Origin of the sequence: Vulcaniibacterium gelatinicum (assembly GCF_008033445.1) — a bacterium.
Classification (GTDB): domain Bacteria; phylum Pseudomonadota; class Gammaproteobacteria; order Xanthomonadales; family Xanthomonadaceae; genus Vulcaniibacterium_B; species Vulcaniibacterium_B gelatinicum.
In genome coordinates this window covers 21191-41881 of the sequence record NZ_VNKO01000010.1, presented here as the reverse complement: position 1 = coordinate 41881, position 20691 = coordinate 21191, and the positions used below count along the sequence as shown (strand labels likewise).

At 69.6% G+C, this 20691-nt stretch carries 15 protein-coding genes and 1 CRISPR repeat array; of the genes, 10 read left to right on the top strand and 5 right to left on the bottom strand.

Annotation, left to right across the window (positions count from 1 at the left end; all coding sequences use genetic code 11):
- Positions 1–17 precede the first annotated feature (17 nt).
- The 5 genes from FPV26_RS07530 (at position 18) to FPV26_RS07510 (ending at position 11634) form a co-directional block, all read left to right on the top strand.
- Entirely contained in the window at positions 18–296 is a 279-nt protein-coding gene (locus FPV26_RS07530; protein ID WP_147653249.1) for a type II toxin-antitoxin system Phd/YefM family antitoxin, read from the top strand.
- On the top strand, positions 293–679 hold the full coding sequence (locus FPV26_RS07525; RefSeq protein WP_147653248.1) for a type II toxin-antitoxin system VapC family toxin: 387 nt from the start codon (positions 293–295) through the stop codon (positions 677–679). The genes FPV26_RS07530 and FPV26_RS07525 overlap by 4 nt, the downstream gene beginning before the upstream one ends.
- A gap of 77 nt (positions 680–756) precedes the next feature.
- Positions 757–2478, top strand: a complete 1722-nt coding sequence (gene cas4g/cas1g, locus FPV26_RS07520; protein WP_147653247.1) for a CRISPR-associated endonuclease Cas4g/Cas1g — start codon at positions 757–759, stop codon at positions 2476–2478.
- 25 nt (positions 2479–2503) lie between these two features.
- Positions 2504–2794, top strand: coding sequence for a CRISPR-associated endonuclease Cas2 (cas2, locus tag FPV26_RS07515; protein ID WP_147653246.1), 291 nt, complete (start codon positions 2504–2506; stop codon positions 2792–2794).
- Between the two features lie 235 nt (positions 2795–3029).
- A CRISPR array of direct repeats spans positions 3030–9452; the repeat unit is 36 nt; unit sequence GTGATCCGCGGCGTGATGCCGCGGCCTCATTGAAGC.
- A 391-nt stretch (positions 9453–9843) separates the two neighbouring features.
- Complete coding sequence (locus tag FPV26_RS07510) at positions 9844–11634, top strand: ADP-ribosyltransferase-containing protein (protein ID WP_281282844.1); 1791 nt, start codon at positions 9844–9846, stop codon at positions 11632–11634.
- Between the two features lie 673 nt (positions 11635–12307).
- Here the strand turns inward: FPV26_RS07510 and FPV26_RS12920 are convergent.
- From FPV26_RS12920 to FPV26_RS07495, 4 genes are all read right to left on the bottom strand, one after another.
- Positions 12308–12439 carry a hypothetical protein gene (locus FPV26_RS12920; protein WP_281282843.1) on the bottom strand — a complete coding sequence of 44 codons (132 nt, stop codon included), beginning with the start codon at positions 12437–12439 and terminating at the stop codon, positions 12308–12310.
- 21 nt (positions 12440–12460) lie between these two features.
- Positions 12461–12952 carry a hypothetical protein gene (locus FPV26_RS07505; RefSeq protein WP_147653244.1) on the bottom strand — a complete coding sequence of 164 codons (492 nt, stop codon included), beginning with the start codon at positions 12950–12952 and terminating at the stop codon, positions 12461–12463.
- A 101-nt stretch (positions 12953–13053) separates the two neighbouring features.
- A complete protein-coding gene (gene queF, locus FPV26_RS07500) occupies positions 13054–13863 on the bottom strand; it encodes an NADPH-dependent 7-cyano-7-deazaguanine reductase QueF (RefSeq protein WP_147653243.1) in 810 nt (269 codons plus the stop codon).
- Positions 13864–13912: 49 nt separating this feature from the next.
- A complete protein-coding gene (locus FPV26_RS07495; RefSeq protein ID WP_147653242.1) occupies positions 13913–15226 on the bottom strand; it encodes an amidohydrolase in 1314 nt (437 codons plus the stop codon).
- 132 nt (positions 15227–15358) lie between these two features.
- Here FPV26_RS07495 and FPV26_RS07490 point away from each other — a divergent pair, with 132 nt between their 5' ends.
- Positions 15359–16705: an APC family permease gene (locus FPV26_RS07490; protein ID WP_181952588.1), complete on the top strand. Its 1347-nt coding sequence runs from the start codon at positions 15359–15361 to the stop codon at positions 16703–16705.
- A gap of 15 nt (positions 16706–16720) precedes the next feature.
- On the opposite strand, the gene zapE is transcribed toward FPV26_RS07490, so the two are convergent.
- Complete coding sequence (zapE, locus tag FPV26_RS07485) at positions 16721–17818, bottom strand: cell division protein ZapE (protein WP_147653239.1); 1098 nt, start codon at positions 17816–17818, stop codon at positions 16721–16723.
- A gap of 204 nt (positions 17819–18022) precedes the next feature.
- Between zapE and FPV26_RS07480 the strand changes: the two genes are divergently transcribed.
- Genes FPV26_RS07480 through FPV26_RS07465 form a run of 4 tightly spaced genes read left to right on the top strand, consistent with a single transcriptional unit; the run spans position 18023 to position 20683 of the window.
- Positions 18023–18625 (top strand): GspH/FimT family pseudopilin, encoded by a 603-nt coding sequence (locus FPV26_RS07480; protein WP_147653237.1) that lies wholly within the window; start codon positions 18023–18025, stop codon positions 18623–18625.
- Positions 18622–19080 carry a type IV pilus modification protein PilV gene (pilV, locus tag FPV26_RS07475; RefSeq protein ID WP_147653234.1) on the top strand — a complete coding sequence of 153 codons (459 nt, stop codon included), beginning with the start codon at positions 18622–18624 and terminating at the stop codon, positions 19078–19080. Before FPV26_RS07480 ends, pilV begins: the two co-directional genes overlap by 4 nt.
- Positions 19077–20117: a prepilin-type N-terminal cleavage/methylation domain-containing protein gene (locus FPV26_RS07470; protein WP_147653232.1), complete on the top strand. Its 1041-nt coding sequence runs from the start codon at positions 19077–19079 to the stop codon at positions 20115–20117. Before pilV ends, FPV26_RS07470 begins: the two co-directional genes overlap by 4 nt.
- Positions 20118–20137: 20 nt before the next feature.
- Entirely contained in the window at positions 20138–20683 is a 546-nt protein-coding gene (locus FPV26_RS07465; RefSeq protein ID WP_246109239.1) for a pilus assembly PilX family protein, read from the top strand.
- Positions 20684–20691: the final 8 nt, after the last annotated feature.

Here is a 20691-nt window from a genome sequence, read left to right as displayed (position 1 = left end):
GCTAATCCGGCGGCCCCATGACCCAAGCCACCATCCACGAAGCCAAGACCCACCTGTCCAGGCTGATCCAGAAGGCGCTGGCCGGGGAGGACGTGGTCATCGCCAAGGGCGGCAAGCCGGTGGTCCGGCTGGTGCCGATCGAGCCGCCGGCCGCGCCCGTTCGCAAACTCGGCGGCTGGAAGGGCAAGTTCTGGATGGCCGACGACTTCGACGCCGAGCTCGAGGACTTCAGGGACTACATGCCGGACGAAGCGAAGCTCGCGAAGCGCCCATCTGGAGCGAAGCGGAAGAAATGAGGCTGCTGCTCGACACGCATGTCGTGCTGTGGTCGCTCGCGCAGCCCGAGCGCATCAGCCAGCGCGCACGCGAGTGCATGATCGCTGCCGAATCGGCCTTGTTCGCCAGTGTGGTCGTGGCCTGGGAGACGGCGATCAAGCAGTCGCTCGGCAGGATCGAACTCGCGCCGGACTGGTTGGCCCAGATCGAGGCACGGTATGCCGACTGGCGCATCGAGCTGCTCGGGATTGCGCACGCACATTGCGTCCGGGTCGGCATGTTGCCGTTCCATCACCGCGACCCCTTCGACCGCATGCTGATCGCGCAGGCGCAGGAAGAGCACCTGAGCATCGTCAGCGCCGATCCGGCGTTCGATGCCTACGGAATCGAACGCATCTGGTGATTCCGCCGCGGCGGCACGGCGCCGCCCGCGGTGAACGCTCCGGATGGCGGCGTGGCGGCCGCCAGGGAGGGATGCGCATGGAGCCCAGGCAAGGCGAACTCGAGCTGCCGTTCCCCGAGCTGTCCGGCGACCAGCCGCCGATCCCGGTGCGCATGCTCAACGAGCATGTGTATTGCCCGCGGCTGGCGTACCTGATGTGGGTGCAGGGCGAATGGATGGACTCGGCCGACACGATCGAGGGCCGGCACCGGCACAAGCGGGTGGACAAGCCGGCCGGGGATCTGCCGGATGCGGACACCGCGCAGGCCGAGCGGATCGAGATCCACGCCCGCTCGGTCACGCTGTCCTCCAACAAGCTGGGGCTCATCGCCCGGCTCGACCTGATCGAGGGCGAGGGCAACGTGGTGATCCCGGTGGACTACAAGCGCGGCAAACGCCCGCACACCGCGCGCGGCGTGTACGACCCCGAACGTGTGCAGCTGTGTGCGCAGGGGCTGCTGCTGCGCGAGCATGGCTACGTGTGCGAGGAGGGCGCGATCTACTACGTCGAGAGCCGCGAGCGCGTGCGCGTGCCCTTCGACGAGGAACTGCTCGCGCTGACCCGGCGCGCGATCGCCGAGCTGCGCGCGATGGCGGCCGGCGGCCGCATCCCGCCGCCGCTGGAGGACAGCCCGAAATGCCCGCGCTGCTCGCTGGTGACGATCTGCCTGCCGGACGAGGTGCGCTGGCTGCAGCAGCAGCCGGACCTGGCCCCGCGGCCGCTGGCCGTCACCCGGCACGAGGCCCTGCCGCTGTATGTCCAGCAGCACAACGCCAAGCTGAGCAAAAAGGGCGAGGTGCTGGAGGTGAGCAAGGACGACAACGTGCTCGCCACCGCGCGCATCGGCGAGGTCTCGCAGGTGGTGCTGATGGGCAACGTGTACGTCACCGCCCCATGTCTGGCCGAACTCATGCAGCGCGACATCCCGGTCACCTGGCACAGCTACGGCGGCTGGTTCCACGGACACACCGTGGGCAACGGCCACAAGAACGTGGAACTGCGCACCGCCCAGTACCGCGCCAGTTTCGACGAGCGTGCCTGCCTGCGTCTGGCGCGTGGCTTCGTCGCCGCCAAGATCGCCAACCAGCGCACCCTGCTGCGTCGCAACTGGAAGCCGGAGGACAGGCCGGAACGCGCGATCGCCGATCTCAAGCGCATCCAGCGCCAGGCCGAGCGCGCCGAATCGCTGGACGCCCTGCTCGGCATCGAGGGCAACGCCGCGGCGATCTACTTCGCCCACTTCCGCGGCATGCTGCGGGCCGCGGCGGACGATGAACCCATGGTGCAACGCTTCGACTTCACCCAGCGCAACCGCCGGCCGCCGACCGATCCGGTCAACGCCATGCTCTCGTTCGCCTACACCCTGCTGGTGCGCACCCTGACCGTGACCCTGCAGGCGGTGGGTTTCGACCCGTTCCGCGGCTTCTACCACCAGCCGCGCTACGGCCGCCCCGCGCTGGCGCTGGACCTGATGGAACCGTTCCGCCCGCTGCTGGCGGATTCGGTGGTGGTGCAGGTGATCAACAACGGCGAGATCCATCCCACCGATTTCGTCAGCGCCGCAGGCAGCGTCAACCTGACCCAGGACGGCCGCAAGCGCTTCATCGCCGCCTTCGAACGGCGCCTGGGCCACGAAATCACCCACCCCCTGTTCGGCTACCGCCTCGACTACCGCAGGTTGATCGAGCTGCAAGCCAGGCTGCTCGGGCGTCACCTGCTCGGCGAGCTGCCCGACTATCCGAACTTCACCACCCGCTGACCGCGTCGCAACCGGTGAGACCGCAATGGACGATCATCTGTACCTGGTGACTTACGACATCCGCGACCCCAAGCGCTGGCGCAAGGTGTTCCGGCTCATGAACGGCTACGGCGAATGGTTGCAACTGTCCGTGTTCCAGTGCCGCCTGAGCAGGCGCCGGCACGCGGAGATGCTGCAACTGCTGGACGGTGCCATCGCCCGCCAGACCGACGCCCTGCTGGTCATTGACCTGGGCCCCGCCGACAAGGTCAAGCCCCGCGTGACCACCCTCGGCGGCAAGTTCGAACCGGTCGCCCGCGAACCCGTGATCGTCTGACATGCCCCCCGCCGCCCGCCCGGTTATGCTCCTAGGCGCCGCTGCCCCGCGAGCGCTCCGGGACGAAGCGCACCCCCGGCCACCGCTCGCGGGCGCGAGCTCTTTGAAAATCCGGATGTTGGCGCGTAATCTTCGGCTGCTGTCTCGCGAAGCCGGCAACCGACCCCCGCCGCATCGCACACCGCTCGTCAACAAGGCGCAAATGCCTTGTTCGGCAAGCGGATGCGGCGGGGCTGTGATCCGCGGCGTGATGCCGCGGCCTCATTGAAGCATAGCGCGTCTGATATCTGTTCGGCCGACCTCGCATCGTGATCCGCGGCGTGATGCCGCGGCCTCATTGAAGCCTTGACTCGATGCATGACCTGGCCGGCCGCGTGAGCGTGATCCGCGGCGTGATGCCGCGGCCTCATTGAAGCTGGTGCGGAGCTGAACTGACGTGGAGCACCGCTGTTGGTGATCCGCGGCGTGATGCCGCGGCCTCATTGAAGCGCCGCCAGGGCGACGACGCGAGAGTACGATTCCGGCGTGATCCGCGGCGTGATGCCGCGGCCTCATTGAAGCGGCTTACGCGCGGCGAGAGCAGGCTATTCGTGACCTGTGATCCGCGGCGTGATGCCGCGGCCTCATTGAAGCTTGCTGCGGGAGATCGAGCAATCCAATCCCGATCTTGTGATCCGCGGCGTGATGCCGCGGCCTCATTGAAGCGGCGCGCAAGGCAGCGCGTAGTGCCGCGCTAGCGTGTGATCCGCGGCGTGATGCCGCGGCCTCATTGAAGCATCGAACTTGAGTACACCCGCCCACCCGACCAGGGGTGATCCGCGGCGTGATGCCGCGGCCTCATTGAAGCGCCGTTCGTGTCTGGGTCGGTCTGGCGATTGAATGAGTGATCCGCGGCGTGATGCCGCGGCCTCATTGAAGCTCGCTTGGCGAGTTCGACCTCAAGCTCGCGCAAGGGTGATCCGCGGCGTGATGCCGCGGCCTCATTGAAGCATAGAACTTGTTGAACCGGGAGAACACATCCCCCAGGTGATCCGCGGCGTGATGCCGCGGCCTCATTGAAGCTGTCGGCATCAAGATTCGTCAATCCGATTACGGTCGTGATCCGCGGCGTGATGCCGCGGCCTCATTGAAGCCGAGACGGAAGCCTGTCGGCTTCTGTCGCTTTATCGAAGTGATCCGCGGCGTGATGCCGCGGCCTCATTGAAGCTGACGCTGTCACGGTCTCTTGGATAGGCCGCGCGCGGTGTGATCCGCGGCGTGATGCCGCGGCCTCATTGAAGCGTCAACAAAGAAGCCATTAAACTAAAGCCTTCGTGGCGGTGATCCGCGGCGTGATGCCGCGGCCTCATTGAAGCTGTCTGCAGAAACAAATACGTCATCATCAGAAAGAGTGATCCGCGGCGTGATGCCGCGGCCTCATTGAAGCTGCGGCAGTCTGTATAGCTCAAACAACCTAGCGCGGAAGTGATCCGCGGCGTGATGCCGCGGCCTCATTGAAGCTGCTAACATGACCGTGCGAAAAAGCGACTGCGCGGCGTGATCCGCGGCGTGATGCCGCGGCCTCATTGAAGCATGCGGCCAGCACTGGAGAGCAATGCGCAGAAGGTGACGTGATCCGCGGCGTGATGCCGCGGCCTCATTGAAGCGTGCAGGGCTTGCGGACGCCACGCTGAGACTCGTGCGGTGATCCGCGGCGTGATGCCGCGGCCTCATTGAAGCAGAATCGTCGAAACCGCACTGATTCGCAGCCGCGCCGTGATCCGCGGCGTGATGCCGCGGCCTCATTGAAGCCTTGCCCAACAGCTGGGCCAGCAGCTGCACCTCCGGCTGTGATCCGCGGCGTGATGCCGCGGCCTCATTGAAGCATCCCGTACAATGAATTTGCTAGCACTTCGACTGCCAGTGATCCGCGGCGTGATGCCGCGGCCTCATTGAAGCTAGGCCCCCGCTGACGCCGGGAAAGACCGGCGCGTGGTGATCCGCGGCGTGATGCCGCGGCCTCATTGAAGCGCCGGGCGCACATCCACGTCCGGATCCCGGGCGTACGTGATCCGCGGCGTGATGCCGCGGCCTCATTGAAGCGTCGGATGCGTTGTTGCGCTGCAGCACGTTGTGCAGGTGATCCGCGGCGTGATGCCGCGGCCTCATTGAAGCATGCGGCGGAGCGAGGAAAAGAGCTTCGACAAGTTGTGATCCGCGGCGTGATGCCGCGGCCTCATTGAAGCACCATGGGGCCGACTGGGACCAAGGGACAAACCGGGGTGATCCGCGGCGTGATGCCGCGGCCTCATTGAAGCCGATACCGCGGACGCGGACTGATTCAGATCACGGGGCGTGATCCGCGGCGTGATGCCGCGGCCTCATTGAAGCTGACCCTGACAGTCTGGACGTGACCTGCAACGACGAGTGATCCGCGGCGTGATGCCGCGGCCTCATTGAAGCTCAATAACTTCACTGGCAATGGCACGAATGCCGGCGGTGATCCGCGGCGTGATGCCGCGGCCTCATTGAAGCGCAAGCCCGCACTCGGACTGCTGGCGCTGGAAATTGGCACGTGATCCGCGGCGTGATGCCGCGGCCTCATTGAAGCGGCGAGCTGCAGGAGCGAGACGTAGGGCATCGGTCAGTGATCCGCGGCGTGATGCCGCGGCCTCATTGAAGCCGCAACTCCAGCGCGAACGGGATGCGGCGCTTGAGCCCGTGATCCGCGGCGTGATGCCGCGGCCTCATTGAAGCTACTCCTCGCGAGCGCCAGCGTCAGCACGATCCAGGTGATCCGCGGCGTGATGCCGCGGCCTCATTGAAGCGACGCGCAGGAACAGGTGTTTCGCCTGCGGCTGCGGGTGATCCGCGGCGTGATGCCGCGGCCTCATTGAAGCGACGCGGTGCTCATGGTCAGCACCCAGCGGCCGTCTGGTGATCCGCGGCGTGATGCCGCGGCCTCATTGAAGCTACGACCGGAGCCGGATCGTGGCTGCACTGGAACGGGTGATCCGCGGCGTGATGCCGCGGCCTCATTGAAGCAATTCGCGCCCGTTCAAGAGCACTTTTCGCCGCCCGTGATCCGCGGCGTGATGCCGCGGCCTCATTGAAGCTCGGACGTGTCCATCGCCACCCACCCCGAGACACGGGACGTGATCCGCGGCGTGATGCCGCGGCCTCATTGAAGCGCTAATCTACCGCGCCGACATGGGGATGTCTGCCGAGGTGATCCGCGGCGTGATGCCGCGGCCTCATTGAAGCACCGTGCCGGTGAAACTGGCCCCGCTCAGGTTGGCCGTGATCCGCGGCGTGATGCCGCGGCCTCATTGAAGCTGATGACGGCGCTCATGTCTGTTCTCCACGCTGTTCCGTGATCCGCGGCGTGATGCCGCGGCCTCATTGAAGCTGCGTCAGGCCGGTGACGGCGTTCGCGACCGCGTTGTAGTGATCCGCGGCGTGATGCCGCGGCCTCATTGAAGCGCCGATGCATCGCACGTGCACGTAGGTCCGGGCCGGGTGATCCGCGGCGTGATGCCGCGGCCTCATTGAAGCTTGCGCGATCAGTCCTTCCTCTTCGTGCCGATCGAGGGTGATCCGCGGCGTGATGCCGCGGCCTCATTGAAGCTGCGGTTTGATGGCGTCCAGTGGGCAAGGCGGGTCGTGATCCGCGGCGTGATGCCGCGGCCTCATTGAAGCAATGCGCTCACTCTCAAACGCATCCCCATCGCGCTCGGTGATCCGCGGCGTGATGCCGCGGCCTCATTGAAGCCAGACCCGCGTGCGCGACGCCATCGTGCGCCGGCAGGTGATCCGCGGCGTGATGCCGCGGCCTCATTGAAGCATTTGCCAAAGTGGATGGCGTGCAGCGCCCAGGTGAAGTGATCCGCGGCGTGATGCCGCGGCCTCATTGAAGCGTAGCAAAGAGGCCGACAGCGAACGCGAGTGTGTAGCGTGATCCGCGGCGTGATGCCGCGGCCTCATTGAAGCGCCATGCTCCGGGCAGGGGGGCTTCAGAGGTGGCGTGTGATCCGCGGCGTGATGCCGCGGCCTCATTGAAGCAGTAGGGGTGGGAGGGGTCAGTCCTCGTTGGCGATCCTGTGATCCGCGGCGTGATGCCGCGGCCTCATTGAAGCCGTCGATGGCATGGAGCTGCGGCCCGCGGCGCGGCCGTGATCCGCGGCGTGATGCCGCGGCCTCATTGAAGCAGAACTTTGGAATTCGACGAGCGACGATGAAAGTCCGTGATCCGCGGCGTGATGCCGCGGCCTCATTGAAGCTGCCGCGCCGCCGCCTCCACCTCGCGCAGCGTGGCGGTGATCCGCGGCGTGATGCCGCGGCCTCATTGAAGCTTTACAACCTACAACTTCAATTTTGGCGCCCTAGGCAGTGATCCGCGGCGTGATGCCGCGGCCTCATTGAAGCCAGCGCATTGATGCGCTCGACCACGGCGCGATACAGCGGTGATCCGCGGCGTGATGCCGCGGCCTCATTGAAGCCAGAACGTATTTCTTGATGTTTTTTTGAGGTTGACTAGTGATCCGCGGCGTGATGCCGCGGCCTCATTGAAGCATTCTTGCCGGCGGGGTGAAGGTAACTTGACCGAGGGGGTGATCCGCGGCGTGATGCCGCGGCCTCATTGAAGCACCGCCAGGTCCACCATGCACCCGCAGCGCAGCCGGGGTGATCCGCGGCGTGATGCCGCGGCCTCATTGAAGCATTTACAGGCCCAGATGTCAGAACTTGAGGAAGAAGGTGATCCGCGGCGTGATGCCGCGGCCTCATTGAAGCCCTTTGCTTCCTGTCTGCTCGTAGGCTCGCCCGCCTGTGATCCGCGGCGTGATGCCGCGGCCTCATTGAAGCATTCCTGATCGCGGCCAAAATCAGTCCTCCCAGCTGGTGATCCGCGGCGTGATGCCGCGGCCTCATTGAAGCAGATGCTGCAGCGCCAGTGCAGCGAAGTCGGAACTGTGATCCGCGGCGTGATGCCGCGGCCTCATTGAAGCCGTTCATTTTCGATGCGCAGTTGCGCATGACGATCCATGTGATCCGCGGCGTGATGCCGCGGCCTCATTGAAGCGACTTGTTCCCGAATCTCTGGATCAGCTCCTCGGAACTGTGATCCGCGGCGTGATGCCGCGGCCTCATTGAAGCCAGGCGCACCGGATCTCCGTCCGTGTCCAGCGTGAGTGGTGATCCGCGGCGTGATGCCGCGGCCTCATTGAAGCACGAAAGCCTTATCACTCGCGCGCGGGCCTACGCAGCGTGATCCGCGGCGTGATGCCGCGGCCTCATTGAAGCCGCCGCATCGTCTCGCTGTCGGCCTCTTCTCGGCCAGGTGATCCGCGGCGTGATGCCGCGGCCTCATTGAAGCCCGAGCGGCCCCTCCCAGCCGCTGCGGTGCGCGGAGGCCGTGATCCGCGGCGTGATGCCGCGGCCTCATTGAAGCTAGCCGAGGCTGACGGCCGCGCCGGCGGCCTCGGCCCGTGATCCGCGGCGTGATGCCGCGGCCTCATTGAAGCTGCCGGCTACTCACCGCCGGCGGGTGCCGGCCGGGCTGTGATCCGCGGCGTGATGCCGCGGCCTCATTGAAGCACGAAAGCCTTATCACTCGCGCGCGGGCCTACGCAGCGTGATCCGCGGCGTGATGCCGCGGCCTCATTGAAGCCTACGGGCCAAGGTCGCGGTCGCGCCGTCGTACGGGTGATCCGCGGCGTGATGCCGCGGCCTCATTGAAGCGAGCACTCGCAGCTCCAGCGCGGAGCGCGTGACGCAGTGATCCGCGGCGTGATGCCGCGGCCTCATTGAAGCCATTGCCACCGGGCATTCGTGGTGATGGCGCTCGCGCGTGATCCGCGGCGTGATGCCGCGGCCTCATTGAAGCCACGCCGGGCGCGGAGGGGGCGGCGCTGCACCCGGAGTGATCCGCGGCGTGATGCCGCGGCCTCATTGAAGCCTTCTCACTCAGCTCATGGACCGCTTACTGTCCGCAGTGATCCGCGGCGTGATGCCGCGGCCTCATTGAAGCCACTTCGGCGGCAGACTGGCTCGCTCCGGCGCATCCTTCGTGATCCGCGGCGTGATGCCGCGGCCTCATTGAAGCACAGGACTCGTAGGTGCCCATCCACTGGCCGGGGAGTGATCCGCGGCGTGATGCCGCGGCCTCATTGAAGCGCCATGATGGGGCACAACCAACCAGTGATGCGCAGTGATCCGCGGCGTGATGCCGCGGCCTCATTGAAGCGACTCGCCGAACAGCGCGGCCTTGAGCGCCACGACCGGTGATCCGCGGCGTGATGCCGCGGCCTCATTGAAGCGCGGCCGGCATCACCATCCCCGGTGTCCCCGTGCGGTGATCCGCGGCGTGATGCCGCGGCCTCATTGAAGCCTCCTGCGGGGACTCCCCGCTGCCAGCGGGCGAAGGCAGTGATCCGCGGCGTGATGCCGCGGCCTCATTGAAGCTCCCGTGCTCTGGTTGTGGCACTGGCTGCGGCGTAACCGGTGATCCGCGGCGTGATGCCGCGGCCTCATTGAAGCGACTTCGCCGGCGCTCTTGCGCCCGCGGGCCTTCATGTGATCCGCGGCGTGATGCCGCGGCCTCATTGAAGCGGTCGGTCGGTGGCGAGCAGCGCGCGGCGCGCGAGTGATCCGCGGCGTGATGCCGCGGCCTCATTGAAGCATCCTTGGCTGCGCCGTGTTGGCGCTGTAAGCCGGGGTTGGGCTGCAAAAAGACTATCGGTAGGCGCATGAGTTAGTCTTCCTCTGCCGTGCTGAACCCCGGAAGGCCAACGAGTTCGCTGGATCGCGCCCCCGGTTCATGGCAGCACGGCAAGTCTCCGATGGAGCACGCGATGCGCCAGTGACATCTCGAGCTGAGAAGTCGGAGACTCTTTATGCCATGCCAGACCACAGCAAGTAGCTTCCAGTTACACCCCGGCGTCCTTGTGTTGCGGCCCAACTGTTCATTCAAGCCACGCCGCTTCGCGGCGCGGCTTAACTCAGGTGTTATCCGCGGCGTGATCCCGAGGACTCATTGAAGCGGCTCGGTCAAGGCCAAACGTGCATGCGCGTTGGCACGAAGCCGCGCCTTTGCCTGGCTCGAACGCATGCGGCAGCGCGGCACCCGCCTGACGAATGCCCGCACCGGGCTGGTCTTCGCTTTTTCCAGTCGCGGCAACCGCGAGCTGAAGGCGTGGAGCGCGCGCCCCGAGGCGATCGAGTTGCTGGCGGCCCTGCCGGCGATCACCAAGCAGGGGGTTGTGGCCAGGATCGAAACCTCGGAAATCGCACGTGACCGGCGGCAACGCTGGGCAACGCTCTATGCCCCGGTGCGCATTGGGGGCGACTTGCGGATCGCGCGGGTGGTCGCCCATGACGCGGGCGGCGGGCTGTTCCTGTACGACCTCCAGAACTCGGAGATCCTGGAAAGCACAAGCCCCGCCGGGGCGGGGCTTGATTCGGGGGGCATTCCTGCTGCCAAAGCAGGCGCAACCCCGACGCACCTGACCCTAGCGCAACTGCGCGAGGCCGTCAAGCACGATCCGCGGCCTGAATGGAGGATGCGCGCGGCGCCGGACGCGGCGCCGGACACGCCGGACTTCGACGTGGATGCCGTGGTCGAAACGATCTCGGCGCGGTGGGTGAATGCACCGCCGATCCGCACGGTGGAGCGTGCCGAAGACCTACCCGAGCCGATCGTGCGGATCTTCCGCCGCATGGGATCGGATGGCTCCGATGTGCGCGGGGTGTACTCCCTGCTCGACAACACGGTCTACCTGGTCAGGGCCAACCTGCGTGATCGGCTGGACGTCGAGACCACGCTGTTCCACGAGGTGCTCGGCCACCACGGCCTGCGCTTGGTGTTCGGTGACGACACGCCACGCCAGGTGCGCCGGCTGGTCAATGCCATTGGCGGCTGGGGCGGCATCCTGCGCTATGCCCGGGCCCATGACATCGATCTGTCGGCGTACCAAGCCCTGCGCCGTGACGACCGCCTCAGCGAGGCACAGCAGGCCGCCGTCCTATTCGACGAGCTGCTGGCGCACATGGCCGAGCGGCAGAACCGGCTGCCGCCGACCCTGCGCCAGCGCCTGGTCGAGTTCTTCGGTGCGATCCGGGCCTGGCTGCGGCGCCACGGCTTCACCACGCTGGCCGGCCAGGTCACCGACGCCGAGCTGGCGCACCTGCTGCGGCGTGCCCGCCGGGCCGTGGAGGGCGATGCGCGCGCGCTGGCACCGTCGCTGCGCGCGGCAGGCGGGGCCCGGTTCAAGGTCGCCCCCGCCTTCGACGCGGAGCCCTTCCGCCGCTGGTTCGGCCGGTCCCAGGTGGTCAACCCGGACGGCTCGCCGAAGGTGGTCTATCACGGCACCGCGGAGGCGTTTTGGGCGTTCGACAAGGGCCGCCTGGCCGCCAGCACCGGGCACATGACCGCCCCCCTCGGGTTCTTCTTCGCCGAGGACCGCGCCAAGGCGCAGCGCTATGCCGAGAAAGCGGCCGACGGCGTCCCGGCCGACGAGCGGGTGATCGATGCGGTGCTCGCGATCCGGAACCCGAAGGCCATGACCCTCGATGCGCTGATGGCGATCGAGTCGCAGGACGAGGCGCGCGCCCTGCGGGCACGGCTGCAACGGCAGGGCTTCGACGGCATCCACCTGCCCGAGATCGGCCAGTGGATCGCGTTCGAGCCCACGCAGGTCAAGAGCGCGAGCGAGAACCGGGGGACGTTCGATCCCGGGAATGCCGACATCCGGTTCAGCCGCCGCGGCAGGCCCAGCAGGTCAGCCGCGGCGGCAGCGGCGGCTTCCACCGGCTGGCGAACCCACCCCGGTTCGAAGGCCCGGTCGAGCCGGGGGACTACCTGATCCTCGACGACACCCTGACCCAAGGCGGGACGCTGGCCCAGCTCAAGACCCACCTCGAGGATCATGGCGGGCGGGTGCTGCTGGCCTCGGCGTTGACCGGCAAGGGCTACAGTGCCAAGCTCGCCTTGTCCAATGCGCAACTCGCCCGCCTCCGTGAACGATACGGTGCCCTCGAGCCTTGGTGGCGCGAGCAGTTCGGCCACGGCTTCGACGGCCTCACCGAGTCCGAAGCCCGCTTCCTCCTCACCCTCAAGGATCGTCCGGGACCTGACGCCCTCCGAGCTCGAGTCGATGCGGCGCGAGTTCGCGGCCTCGGCGGCGTGGGCGCAGGAAATGATCCGCAGCGGGAAGATCAAGACCCTGTAGCCGACGGGGCCGGCGACGACGTCCGGTTCAGCTTCCGCGGTCGGTTCGGCCGCACCTTGAACGAGCCCGGTCATGCAGCGGGCGCATTGAGGCTCGTGCCAAGGTTCATACGCCGGCGCGGAGAACAGGATTGCCTTCGGCATGCACGCAGTACATCCTGCCCACGGCAGGCGCGGTAGTTTCCAAGGGAACGGTTGGGGAAGCGCCAGCTTCGCCATGATCCGGGTTCGAGTCCCGGCGCCGCGCCTGTCTCAAAAGCTTGCCATTGGCCGGGGCCTGTCCGGCACCAGGCGGAATCCGAGCGGGGTCAACCGCGGTCGCGTCGTCCGGCGCACCGCAGCGCGCGCAACGCGGCGGCGATGAGCGCGTGCCAGAGCATCAACGCGCCGACCGCGCCGAGGACGAGCAGGGCCAGGAGCAACAGCGGCAGGGCGGTCATGTCGGCAAGGCGTGCTGCGAGTCACTGCACCTGGAACATCCGGCTGTACACGGGGTGTCCGTCGAGCCGCACCTCGAGTCGGTACTTGCCGGGAGGCCAGCCTTCGGCGCGGGCGATGTGGAAGGCGTGGGTGGTCTCGCCGGCGATCTGGAGCGTGCGGGTGTCCTCGTGCACGGTCTGGCCGCTGTCCGCGTGGATCCACTGCACGCCGAGGGTGGCGGTGGCGGGCGTGGCGGGGTCGGCGGCGCGAGCGGTGACGGTGGCGTGGAAGGCGTCGGTGGGGGCGAAGATCGCGGTCGGGGTCGCGATCCGGCCCTGGGCGTCGAGGGCCTTGCCGAGTTCGACCGCGGTGACGATGACGGAGGTCGGAGCCGCGGCAGGCGCCGGCGTCGGGGCGGTGGCCGGAGCGGCGGGCGCAGGCGCGGCCGGTTCGGCCGGGCGCTGGCAGGCGGCGAGGGCGAGCAGTGCGGGCAGCAGCGCGCACGACGGGTGCGCAAGGCGAAGACGGAACATGCGCAGGACGCTCCGGAACGAGGCGGCGGTGGGCGAAGGGGCGGTCACGGTCGCATGCCGGTGGTGAAGGCGGGATCGCGGCGGCTTTCCCACGGTGGGGATCACTGCCGCGGGCTGCGCGTCGGCGGTGGCGGCGGCAGGCCGGGGGTGGCGCGCCAGGGGTTGATGTCCAGGCCGCCGCGGCGGGTGTAGCGCGCCTCCACCGACAGCGCGCGGGCGCGGCCGTGGCGCAGCAGGTCGGTGAAGATGCGTTCGACGCACTGCTCGTGGAACTCGGCGTGGTCGCGGAAGCTGACCAGGTAGCGCAGCACGCCGGCGTGGTCCAGGCGCGGGCCGTGCCAGACGATGCGCAGGTCGGCCCAGTCGGGTTGGCCGGTGACCGGGCAGTTGGACTTGAGCAGCTGCGAGCGCAGCACTTCCTCGACCGGCGTTTCGTCCACGATCCGCAGCAGCGACGGATCGGGCGGGCCGTAGGCGTCCACCGCGACCTCGAGCGCATCCAGCAGCATGCCGTCGGCGTGTTCGACCACCGGCGGCAGGCCGAACGCGACCGCGACCTCCGCGCCCGCGGCGGCGGACAGGTCGGCGGCGATGCGCGCGCGCACCGTGTCCGCGGTGTCGAAGCGTTCGGCGTTGAACGAGTTGAGGTAGAGCTTGAGCGACTTCGACTCGATCAGGGACGGCGAGTCCGCGGGCACGGTGAAGGTGGCGGTCGCCGTCACCGGCTTGCCGCGCGCGTCCAGCCACGACAGTTCGTAGGCGTGCCAGCGGTCGAGGCCCGTGAACGGCAGCGCGCCGTCGAGCGCGAGCGCGCTGCGGCCGACGCTGCGCGCGATCGGGTACAGCAGGCCGGGGTCGTAGTGCCGCGGATAGGCGACGGCGCGGCCGAGGGGCAGGTCGGCATGGGTCATCCGCGCATTATCCCCGGTCGGCTGCCGGCGCGCCGCCGCCATGCCGCGCTCAGCCGCCGGCGGGGGCGCCGTGCAGGTAGTCCAGCGTCACCTGCAGCAGCGCGCGCAGGCCGACGTCGAGCGCGGATTCGTCGAGGAAGAAGTCCGGCGAATGGTTCGACGGCGCGGTCAGCGGATCCTGCCCGCGCGGGGTGGCGCCGACGAAGAAGTACAGCGCCGGCACTTCGCGCGCGAAGTAGGCGAAGTCCTCCGCGCCCATGTTGAGGTCGGTCTGCACCACGTTGTCGGCGCCGACCGCGCGCTGCAGGCTCGGCAGCATGCGCGCGGTGAGCGCCGGGTCGTTGACCAGCACCGGGTTGCCGCGGGTGTCGGGCACCTTCGCGATCGCGGTGGCGCCGTGCGCGGCGGCGATCTTCTCGGCGACGTTGCGCAGGTCGGCGAACACCGCCTCGCGCATGCCTTCGTCGAAGGTGCGGATGGTGCCGATCAGCTCGACCTCGTCGGGGATGATGTTGTAGCGGATGCCGCCCTTGATCGCGCCGAAGCTGACCACCACCGGCAGCCTGGAGATGTTCTGGCGGCGGCTGACGATGGTCTGCGCGGTGTCGATCAGGTCGGCGGCGGCGACGATCGGGTCGATTCCGCCCCACGGCCGCGAGCCGTGCGTCTGCCGGCCCTTGACCACGATGTTGAAGCGGTCCGAGGCGGCCATCGCCGGGCCGCTGCGGTAGCCGACGGTGCCGGCGTGGAGGGTGCTGAACACGTGCAGGCCGAAGATCGCCTCCGGCTTGAAGTCGCGGAACAGGCCTTCGGCCAGCATCTGCGGCGCGCCGCCCTCCTCGCCGTCCGGCGGGCCTTCCTCGGCCGGCTGGAAGATGAACATCACCTCGCCCGGCAGCGATGCGCGCATGCCGGCCAGGGCTTCGGCCACGCCCATCAGGATCGCGGTGTGCGCGTCGTGGCCGCAGGCGTGCATCACGCCCACGGTCTCGCCGCGGAAGGTGGCGGTGGCCTTGGAGGCGAACGGCAGGTTGGTGCGTTCGGTGACCGGCAGCGCGTCCATGTCGGCGCGCAGGGCGATGCGCGGCCCGGGCTTGCCGCCGCGCAGCACCGCGGCCACGCCGGTGGTGGCGATGCCGGTGCGCACCTCCAGGCCCAGCTTGCGCAGGTGCGCGGCGACCAGCGCGGCGGTGCGCACTTCGCGGTTGCCGAGTTCGGGATGCTGGTGGATGTCGCGGCGCCAGGCCAGCACTTTCGGTTGCAGCGCTTGCGCGGCGGCGGCGACGTCGGGACCGGACGGCTCGGCCGCGGACAGCGGCGCGGCGGCGAGGGCGAGCAGGAGCGGCAGGGAGGACAGGCGCATGGCGGCGGCGGCGAGATGGGGTCCGGCCGATGGTACGGCAGTGCGTGGCGGCGGTCCGTGCGCCGGTCCGCGGCTCGCCAGCGGCCGCGCGCCGTGCCACCCTGCGCCGCCGGAGCCACCCCGGGGGATGTCATGCACGATGCCAGCCGCCACACGCCTGCCGGCGCGCCCTTGGGCGAGGCCGCGCTGATCCGCGCGATCGGCGCGCTCGCGCTCACCGCGGCGGTGGTCAACGTGATCGTCGGCGGCGGCATCTTCCGCATGCCGGCGGCGCTGGCGGCGCAGATGGGGGCGGCCGCGCCGCTGGCGCTGCTGGCCGGCGCGGTGGCGATCGTGCCGGTGGCGCTGTGCTTCGCCGCGGTCGGCAGCCGGGTGCAGGTGACCGGCGGTGCGTACAGCTACCTGGCCGCGGCCTTCGGCCCGTTCCCCGGCTTCGTCGGCGGCGCGCTGATGTGGATCGGCAACCTCACCGCCAGCGCCGGCGTGGCCGCGGCGCTGTCGCTGCAGGCGGCCGCGCTGCTGCCGGCGCTGGCGCCGCCGGGGCCGCGCGCGCTGCTGCTGCTCGGCGTGTACGGCGCGCTGTTCGCGCTCAACGCCTTCGGCGTGCGGCTGGGATCGCGCGCGATCATGGCCCTGGCCGCGCTCAAGCTCGCGCCGCTGTTCGCGCTGGTGGCGCTGGGGCTGTGGTGGGTGGACTGGGCGCAGGTGAGCCTCGCGCCCGCCGACGTGCCGTCCTGGCGCGCGCTCGGCGCGGCGATGGTGCTGGTGATGTTCGCCTACGCCGGCATGGAGATCGCGCTGGTGCCCTCGGGCGAAGTGCGCGATCCGGCGCGCAACGTGCCGCGCGCCACGCTCGCCGCGATCGTGCTGGTGGTGCTGCTGTACCTGGGCCTGCAGATCGTCGGCCAGGGCCTGCTCGGCGCCGGCCTCGCCGCCAGCGGCGTGCCGGTCGCCGACGCCGCCGGCGCGCTGTGGGGCGCGGCCGGGCGCAGCCTGCTGCTGGTCACCGCCTGCATCTCGATGGCCGGCTTCCTGATGGGCAACCTGCTCGGCAGCTCGCGCCTGGTGTACGCGCTCGGCCGCGACGGCTACCTGCCGCGCGCGTTCGGCGCGGTCGGCGCGCGCCACCGCGTGCCGCTGCTGGCGCTGGCGTTGCATGCGACGCTGGCCTGCGCGCTCGCGATCGGCGGCAGCTTCGAGGCCCTGGCGCTGGTCGCCGGCGGCGCGATCTGCCTGGTGTACCTGCTGGTGAGCCTGGCCGCATGGCGCGCGCAGCGGCGCGACCTGCGCGAACGCGGCACGCCGTTCGTGCTGCCGGGCGGGGCCGCGATCCCGCTGCTGTCGGCGAGCGCGATGCTCGCGATCCTGGCCACGCTCAGCGCGCAGGAATGGCGCGCGATCGGCATCGCGCTGGCGCTGCTGGTGGCGGTGTACGCGGGACTGGTGCGCTGGCGCGCGCGGCGGCCGGCGGCGTCGTGATCCGCGCCGGCCGGCTCAGGGCCGGTGCTCGCGCGCCAGGTACTCCGCCGACTGCATCTCGATCAGGCGCGAGGCGGTGCGCTCGAACGCGCCGGCCAGGCGCTCGCCGGCGTACAGCGCGTGCGGCGGCGCATCGGCGGTGCACACCAGGTTGACGTGGCGGTCGTAGAGCTCGTCCACCAGGTGCACGAAGCGGCGCGCGGCGTCGTCCTGCAGGGCGGTGAAACAGGGGATGCCGCCGAGCAGCACGGTGTGGAACTCGCGCGCGATCTCGATGTAGTCGGCGCTGGCGCGCGGGCCTTCGCACAGTGCGGCGAAGTCGAACCAGACCTCGCCTTCGGCCAGGCCGCGCACCGGGATCGCGCGGCCGTCGAGTACCAGCGGGCCGGCCTCGTGCGGGCTGCCGGCGGAGAGCTCGGCCCAGCGCGCGGCGAGCCAGGCCTCGCTGTCGGCATCCAGCGGCGCGCGGTACACCGGCGTGCGGGTCAGCGCGCGCAGCCGGTAGTCGTGCGCGCTGTCCAGGTGCACTACCTCGCAGTGCCGTTCCAGCAGCGCGATCGCGGGCAGGAAGCGCGCGCGCTGCAGGCCGCCCTTGTACAGGTCCTGCGGCGCGGCGTTGGAGCTGGTCACCAGCACCACGCCCTCGGCGAACAGGCGCTCGAGCAGGCGCCCGAGCAGCATCGCATCGCCGATGTCGGCGACGAAGAACTCGTCCAGCACCAGCACCCGCAGCGACTGCCGCCATTGTCGCGCGATCGCCGCCAGCGGGTCGCGCTCGCCGGCGTGCGCGCGCAGCGCCGCGTGCACCTCGCGCATGAAGCGGTGGAAGTGGGTGCGGCGTTTTTCGGCGAAAGGCAGGCCGTCGAAGAACAGGTCGATCAGGAAGGTCTTGCCGCGCCCGACTCCGCCCCACAGGTACAGCCCGCGTGGCGGCGGCGCGGCGGCGCGGCCGCGCAGGCGCGACCACAGGCCGGGGCGTTCCGGCGCCTGCAGCAGGGCGGCGTGGATGCGGTCGAGCGCCTGCAGCGCCGGCTGCTGCGCCGGGTCGTGCTGCCAGTCGCCGCGCGCGACGCCGGCGGCGTAGGCAGCCGAGACGGGCCGGGTGCCGCTCACGGACGACGAGACGCCAGGAGCGTGTTGCACGACGGGAAAGACCGGGAGGCGGGAGCTGGACCGAGGGCGGAACCCTGCCGCCAGGATGTGACACTGCTCACATTTCCGGCAGAACGAACGGTCGGAATGGTTGCATGAACAGCAAATGCTGTGCGAGACATCACGGTCCGGCCTTGGGGGGCTGAAAAGGAATTCCACTTCGTCATGCGCACTCCGTTCCGACACGAACGGGGCTTCACGCTGGTCGAGCTGATGATCACGCTGGCCGTGGCCGCGATCATCCTCGCACTGGCTGTGCCCGGTTTCCAGGCGGTGATCAACGGCAACCGCCTCACGGCTGCGGCCAACGAGCTGCTGGCCGCGCTGCAGACCGCGCGCATCGAGGCGGTGCGCTACCACCAGCGCACGGTGCTGTGCCTGAGTGCCAACGCGCACACCGCCACCCCCGGCTGCGCGCCGGCCGGCGCGACCGGCCTGGACGGCTGGATCGCATTCGTGGACCGCGACCGCGACCGCAACTACAGCGCCGGCACCGACACCCTGTTGCGCGTCACGCGTGCACCGGGCGGGATCCGCCTGCTGGCCAGTCCGGCGGTGCCGGCTCCGGGGCGGGTCACGTTCCGCCCGGACGGTTTCGCCCCGGACGCGGCCGGCACCGGCCTGCTGACGGCGGCGATCAGCGTCTGCCTGCCCACCACCCGCCCGGCGCAGAACGTGCGCCGGGTGGTGATCGGCGCCGGAAGCCGCATGAGCATCGAGTCGCAGGATGGGGGGGGCGCCTGCATCGCGCCGGCGAATCCGACATGAGCCTGCCCCGGACATTCCACGCTCCCGCCCGCCGGCAGGCCCGTGGCGCCGGCCTGATCGAAGTGCTGATCGCGATCCTGGTGCTCGCGGTCGGCGTACTCGGCATCGCCGCCACCCAGCTGACCGCGCTGCGCACCAGCCAGAGCGCGTACGAACGCAGCCAGGCGGTGGCGCAGGCCTACGCCATCCTCGACGCCATGCGCGCCAACCGCGACCAGGCGCTGATCGGTCGTTACGACATTCCGCTGACCTGTGCGCCGCCGGAGCCCGGCGATCTGGTCGCCAACGACCTGCGCCACTGGATCATGAGCATGCAGAGCGACCGCGTCCTGGGCGCCACCGCCTGCGGCGCGATCGACTGCGAGGGCGAGGACTGCACCGTCACCGTGCAGTGGAACGACGAGCGCGCCGGCGGCGTGCGGGAACAGCAGGTGTTGACCGAGACCAGGCTATGAGCAGGCGCCTTGCGGAACGCGGCGGGGTTGCGGGCGCGCGCGGCGCGCGCGGCATGACCCTGGTCGAACTGATGATCGCGCTGGTGCTGGGCCTGATCGTGACCGGCGCGGCGCTGGCGGTGTTCTCGGCCAACAAGCGCATCTACGAGGCCACCGAGAGCCTCGGGCGGGTGCAGGAGACCGCGCGCACCGCCTTCGAGCTGATGGCGCGCGACCTGCGCGAGGCGGCCGGCAACCCCTGCGAGGCCGGGCTGCCGGTGGTCAATGTAGTCAACGGCGCCGAAACCCGCTGGTGGACCGATTTCCGCGGCGGCGTTCGCGGTTACGCCGGCAGCGCCGCATTCCCGGACGCAGGATTCGGCAGCAGCGCCGGCGCGCGCGTGTCCGGCACCGCCGCGCTCGAGCTCAAGTCGGCGGTCAGCCGCGGCGTGACCGTGGTCAGCCACAACGCGCCGGCAGCGTCCTTCCAGGTGAACACCGTGAATCACGGCCTGGCGGACGGCGACATCGTGATGGTGTGCGATTTCGACCACGCCGCGATCTTCCAGGTGACGAACGCCTCGCCCGGGATCAATGCCACCATCGTCCACAACACCGGCACCGGCTCCCCCGGCAACTGCACGAAGGGCCTTGGGTTCAGCAATCCGGTCAACTGCAGCGCGCTCGGCGTGGGCTACGCCTACGGTCCCAACTCGGTCATCGCCCCGCTGCGCATGAGCCGCTGGTATGTGGGCCACAACGGTCGCGGCGGACGCTCGCTCTACCGTGCGCAACTGGTCAACGTCGGCGGCACGCCGCAGGTGCGGGTGCAGGAAATCGTGGATGGCGTGCGCGACCTGCAGCTGCAGTACCTGCGTGCCGGCGAAGCTGCCTATGCGGATGCCGCCGCCATCCCGGCCGCCGACTGGCTCGGCGAGCGGATCGTGGCGGTGCGGATCGTGCTGACCGTGGAAGGCCCGGGCCGCATCGGTGGCGACGGCAGCCGCCTGGAGCGCCGGCTCGAACATACCGTCACCCTCCGGAATCGCGCCGCATGATCTCCGCTCCATTCCCCCGCGTGTCCCGCGTGCGGCCCGCGCCCCACCCCCCGCGCGGCGCGGTCCTGGCCGTGGTCCTGATCCTGCTGGTGGTGATGTCGCTGCTGGCGATCCTGAGCCTGCGCGGCACCCTGCTGCAGGAACGCATGGCCGGCAACATGCTCGATCGCAGCCTGGGCTTCCAGGCGGCAGAGGCGGCCTTGCGCGCGGGCGAGGCGCTGGCTCGCAGCGCCCGCACCGGTGCGGTCACGATACCGACGAGCGGCTGCAGCGGCGGCCTGTGCGCACGCCCCGACCCCAGCGCTCCTCCGCGCTGGGAGGACGAGACGGTCTGGGCCGACGCGCGCGAGATCGCGGTGGAGGTGAACGGCACCACCCTGCGCCCGCGCTACATCGTCGAGCTGCTGGCGGACGACGTGCCGCCGCGCGGATCGTGCGTCACCGCCGAGGACGTCTCGCCCGACGCCGCCTGCGGCGGACGCGAGCACCGCTACCGCATCACCGCGCGCAGCCAGGCCGCCGGCCGCGCCGAGGTGATCCTGCAATCGCACTACGCCGTGCCCTGAGCGAAGGG

Excerpts from the sequence above, each read along its gene's own strand:
- cas2 (WP_147653246.1), top strand. The coding sequence starts at position 2,504 with ATGGACGATCATCTGTACCTGGTGACTTACGACATCCGCGACCCCAAG.
- FPV26_RS07505 (WP_147653244.1), bottom strand. The coding sequence starts at position 12,952 with ATGTTCCGTCTTCGCCTTGCGCACCCGTCGTGCGCGCTGCTGCCCGCA.
- queF (WP_147653243.1), bottom strand. The coding sequence starts at position 13,863 with ATGACCCATGCCGACCTGCCCCTCGGCCGCGCCGTCGCCTATCCGCGG.
- FPV26_RS07495 (WP_147653242.1), bottom strand. The coding sequence starts at position 15,226 with ATGCGCCTGTCCTCCCTGCCGCTCCTGCTCGCCCTCGCCGCCGCGCCG.
- FPV26_RS07490 (WP_181952588.1), top strand. The coding sequence starts at position 15,359 with ATGCACGATGCCAGCCGCCACACGCCTGCCGGCGCGCCCTTGGGCGAG.
- FPV26_RS07470 (WP_147653232.1), top strand. The coding sequence starts at position 19,077 with ATGAGCAGGCGCCTTGCGGAACGCGGCGGGGTTGCGGGCGCGCGCGGC.
- pilV (WP_147653234.1), top strand. The coding sequence starts at position 18,622 with ATGAGCCTGCCCCGGACATTCCACGCTCCCGCCCGCCGGCAGGCCCGT.
- cas4g/cas1g (WP_147653247.1), top strand. The coding sequence starts at position 757 with ATGGAGCCCAGGCAAGGCGAACTCGAGCTGCCGTTCCCCGAGCTGTCC.
- FPV26_RS07525 (WP_147653248.1), top strand. The coding sequence starts at position 293 with ATGAGGCTGCTGCTCGACACGCATGTCGTGCTGTGGTCGCTCGCGCAG.
- FPV26_RS12920 (WP_281282843.1), bottom strand. The coding sequence starts at position 12,439 with ATGACCGCCCTGCCGCTGTTGCTCCTGGCCCTGCTCGTCCTCGGCGCG.
- FPV26_RS07530 (WP_147653249.1), top strand. The coding sequence starts at position 18 with ATGACCCAAGCCACCATCCACGAAGCCAAGACCCACCTGTCCAGGCTG.
- FPV26_RS07480 (WP_147653237.1), top strand. The coding sequence starts at position 18,023 with ATGCGCACTCCGTTCCGACACGAACGGGGCTTCACGCTGGTCGAGCTG.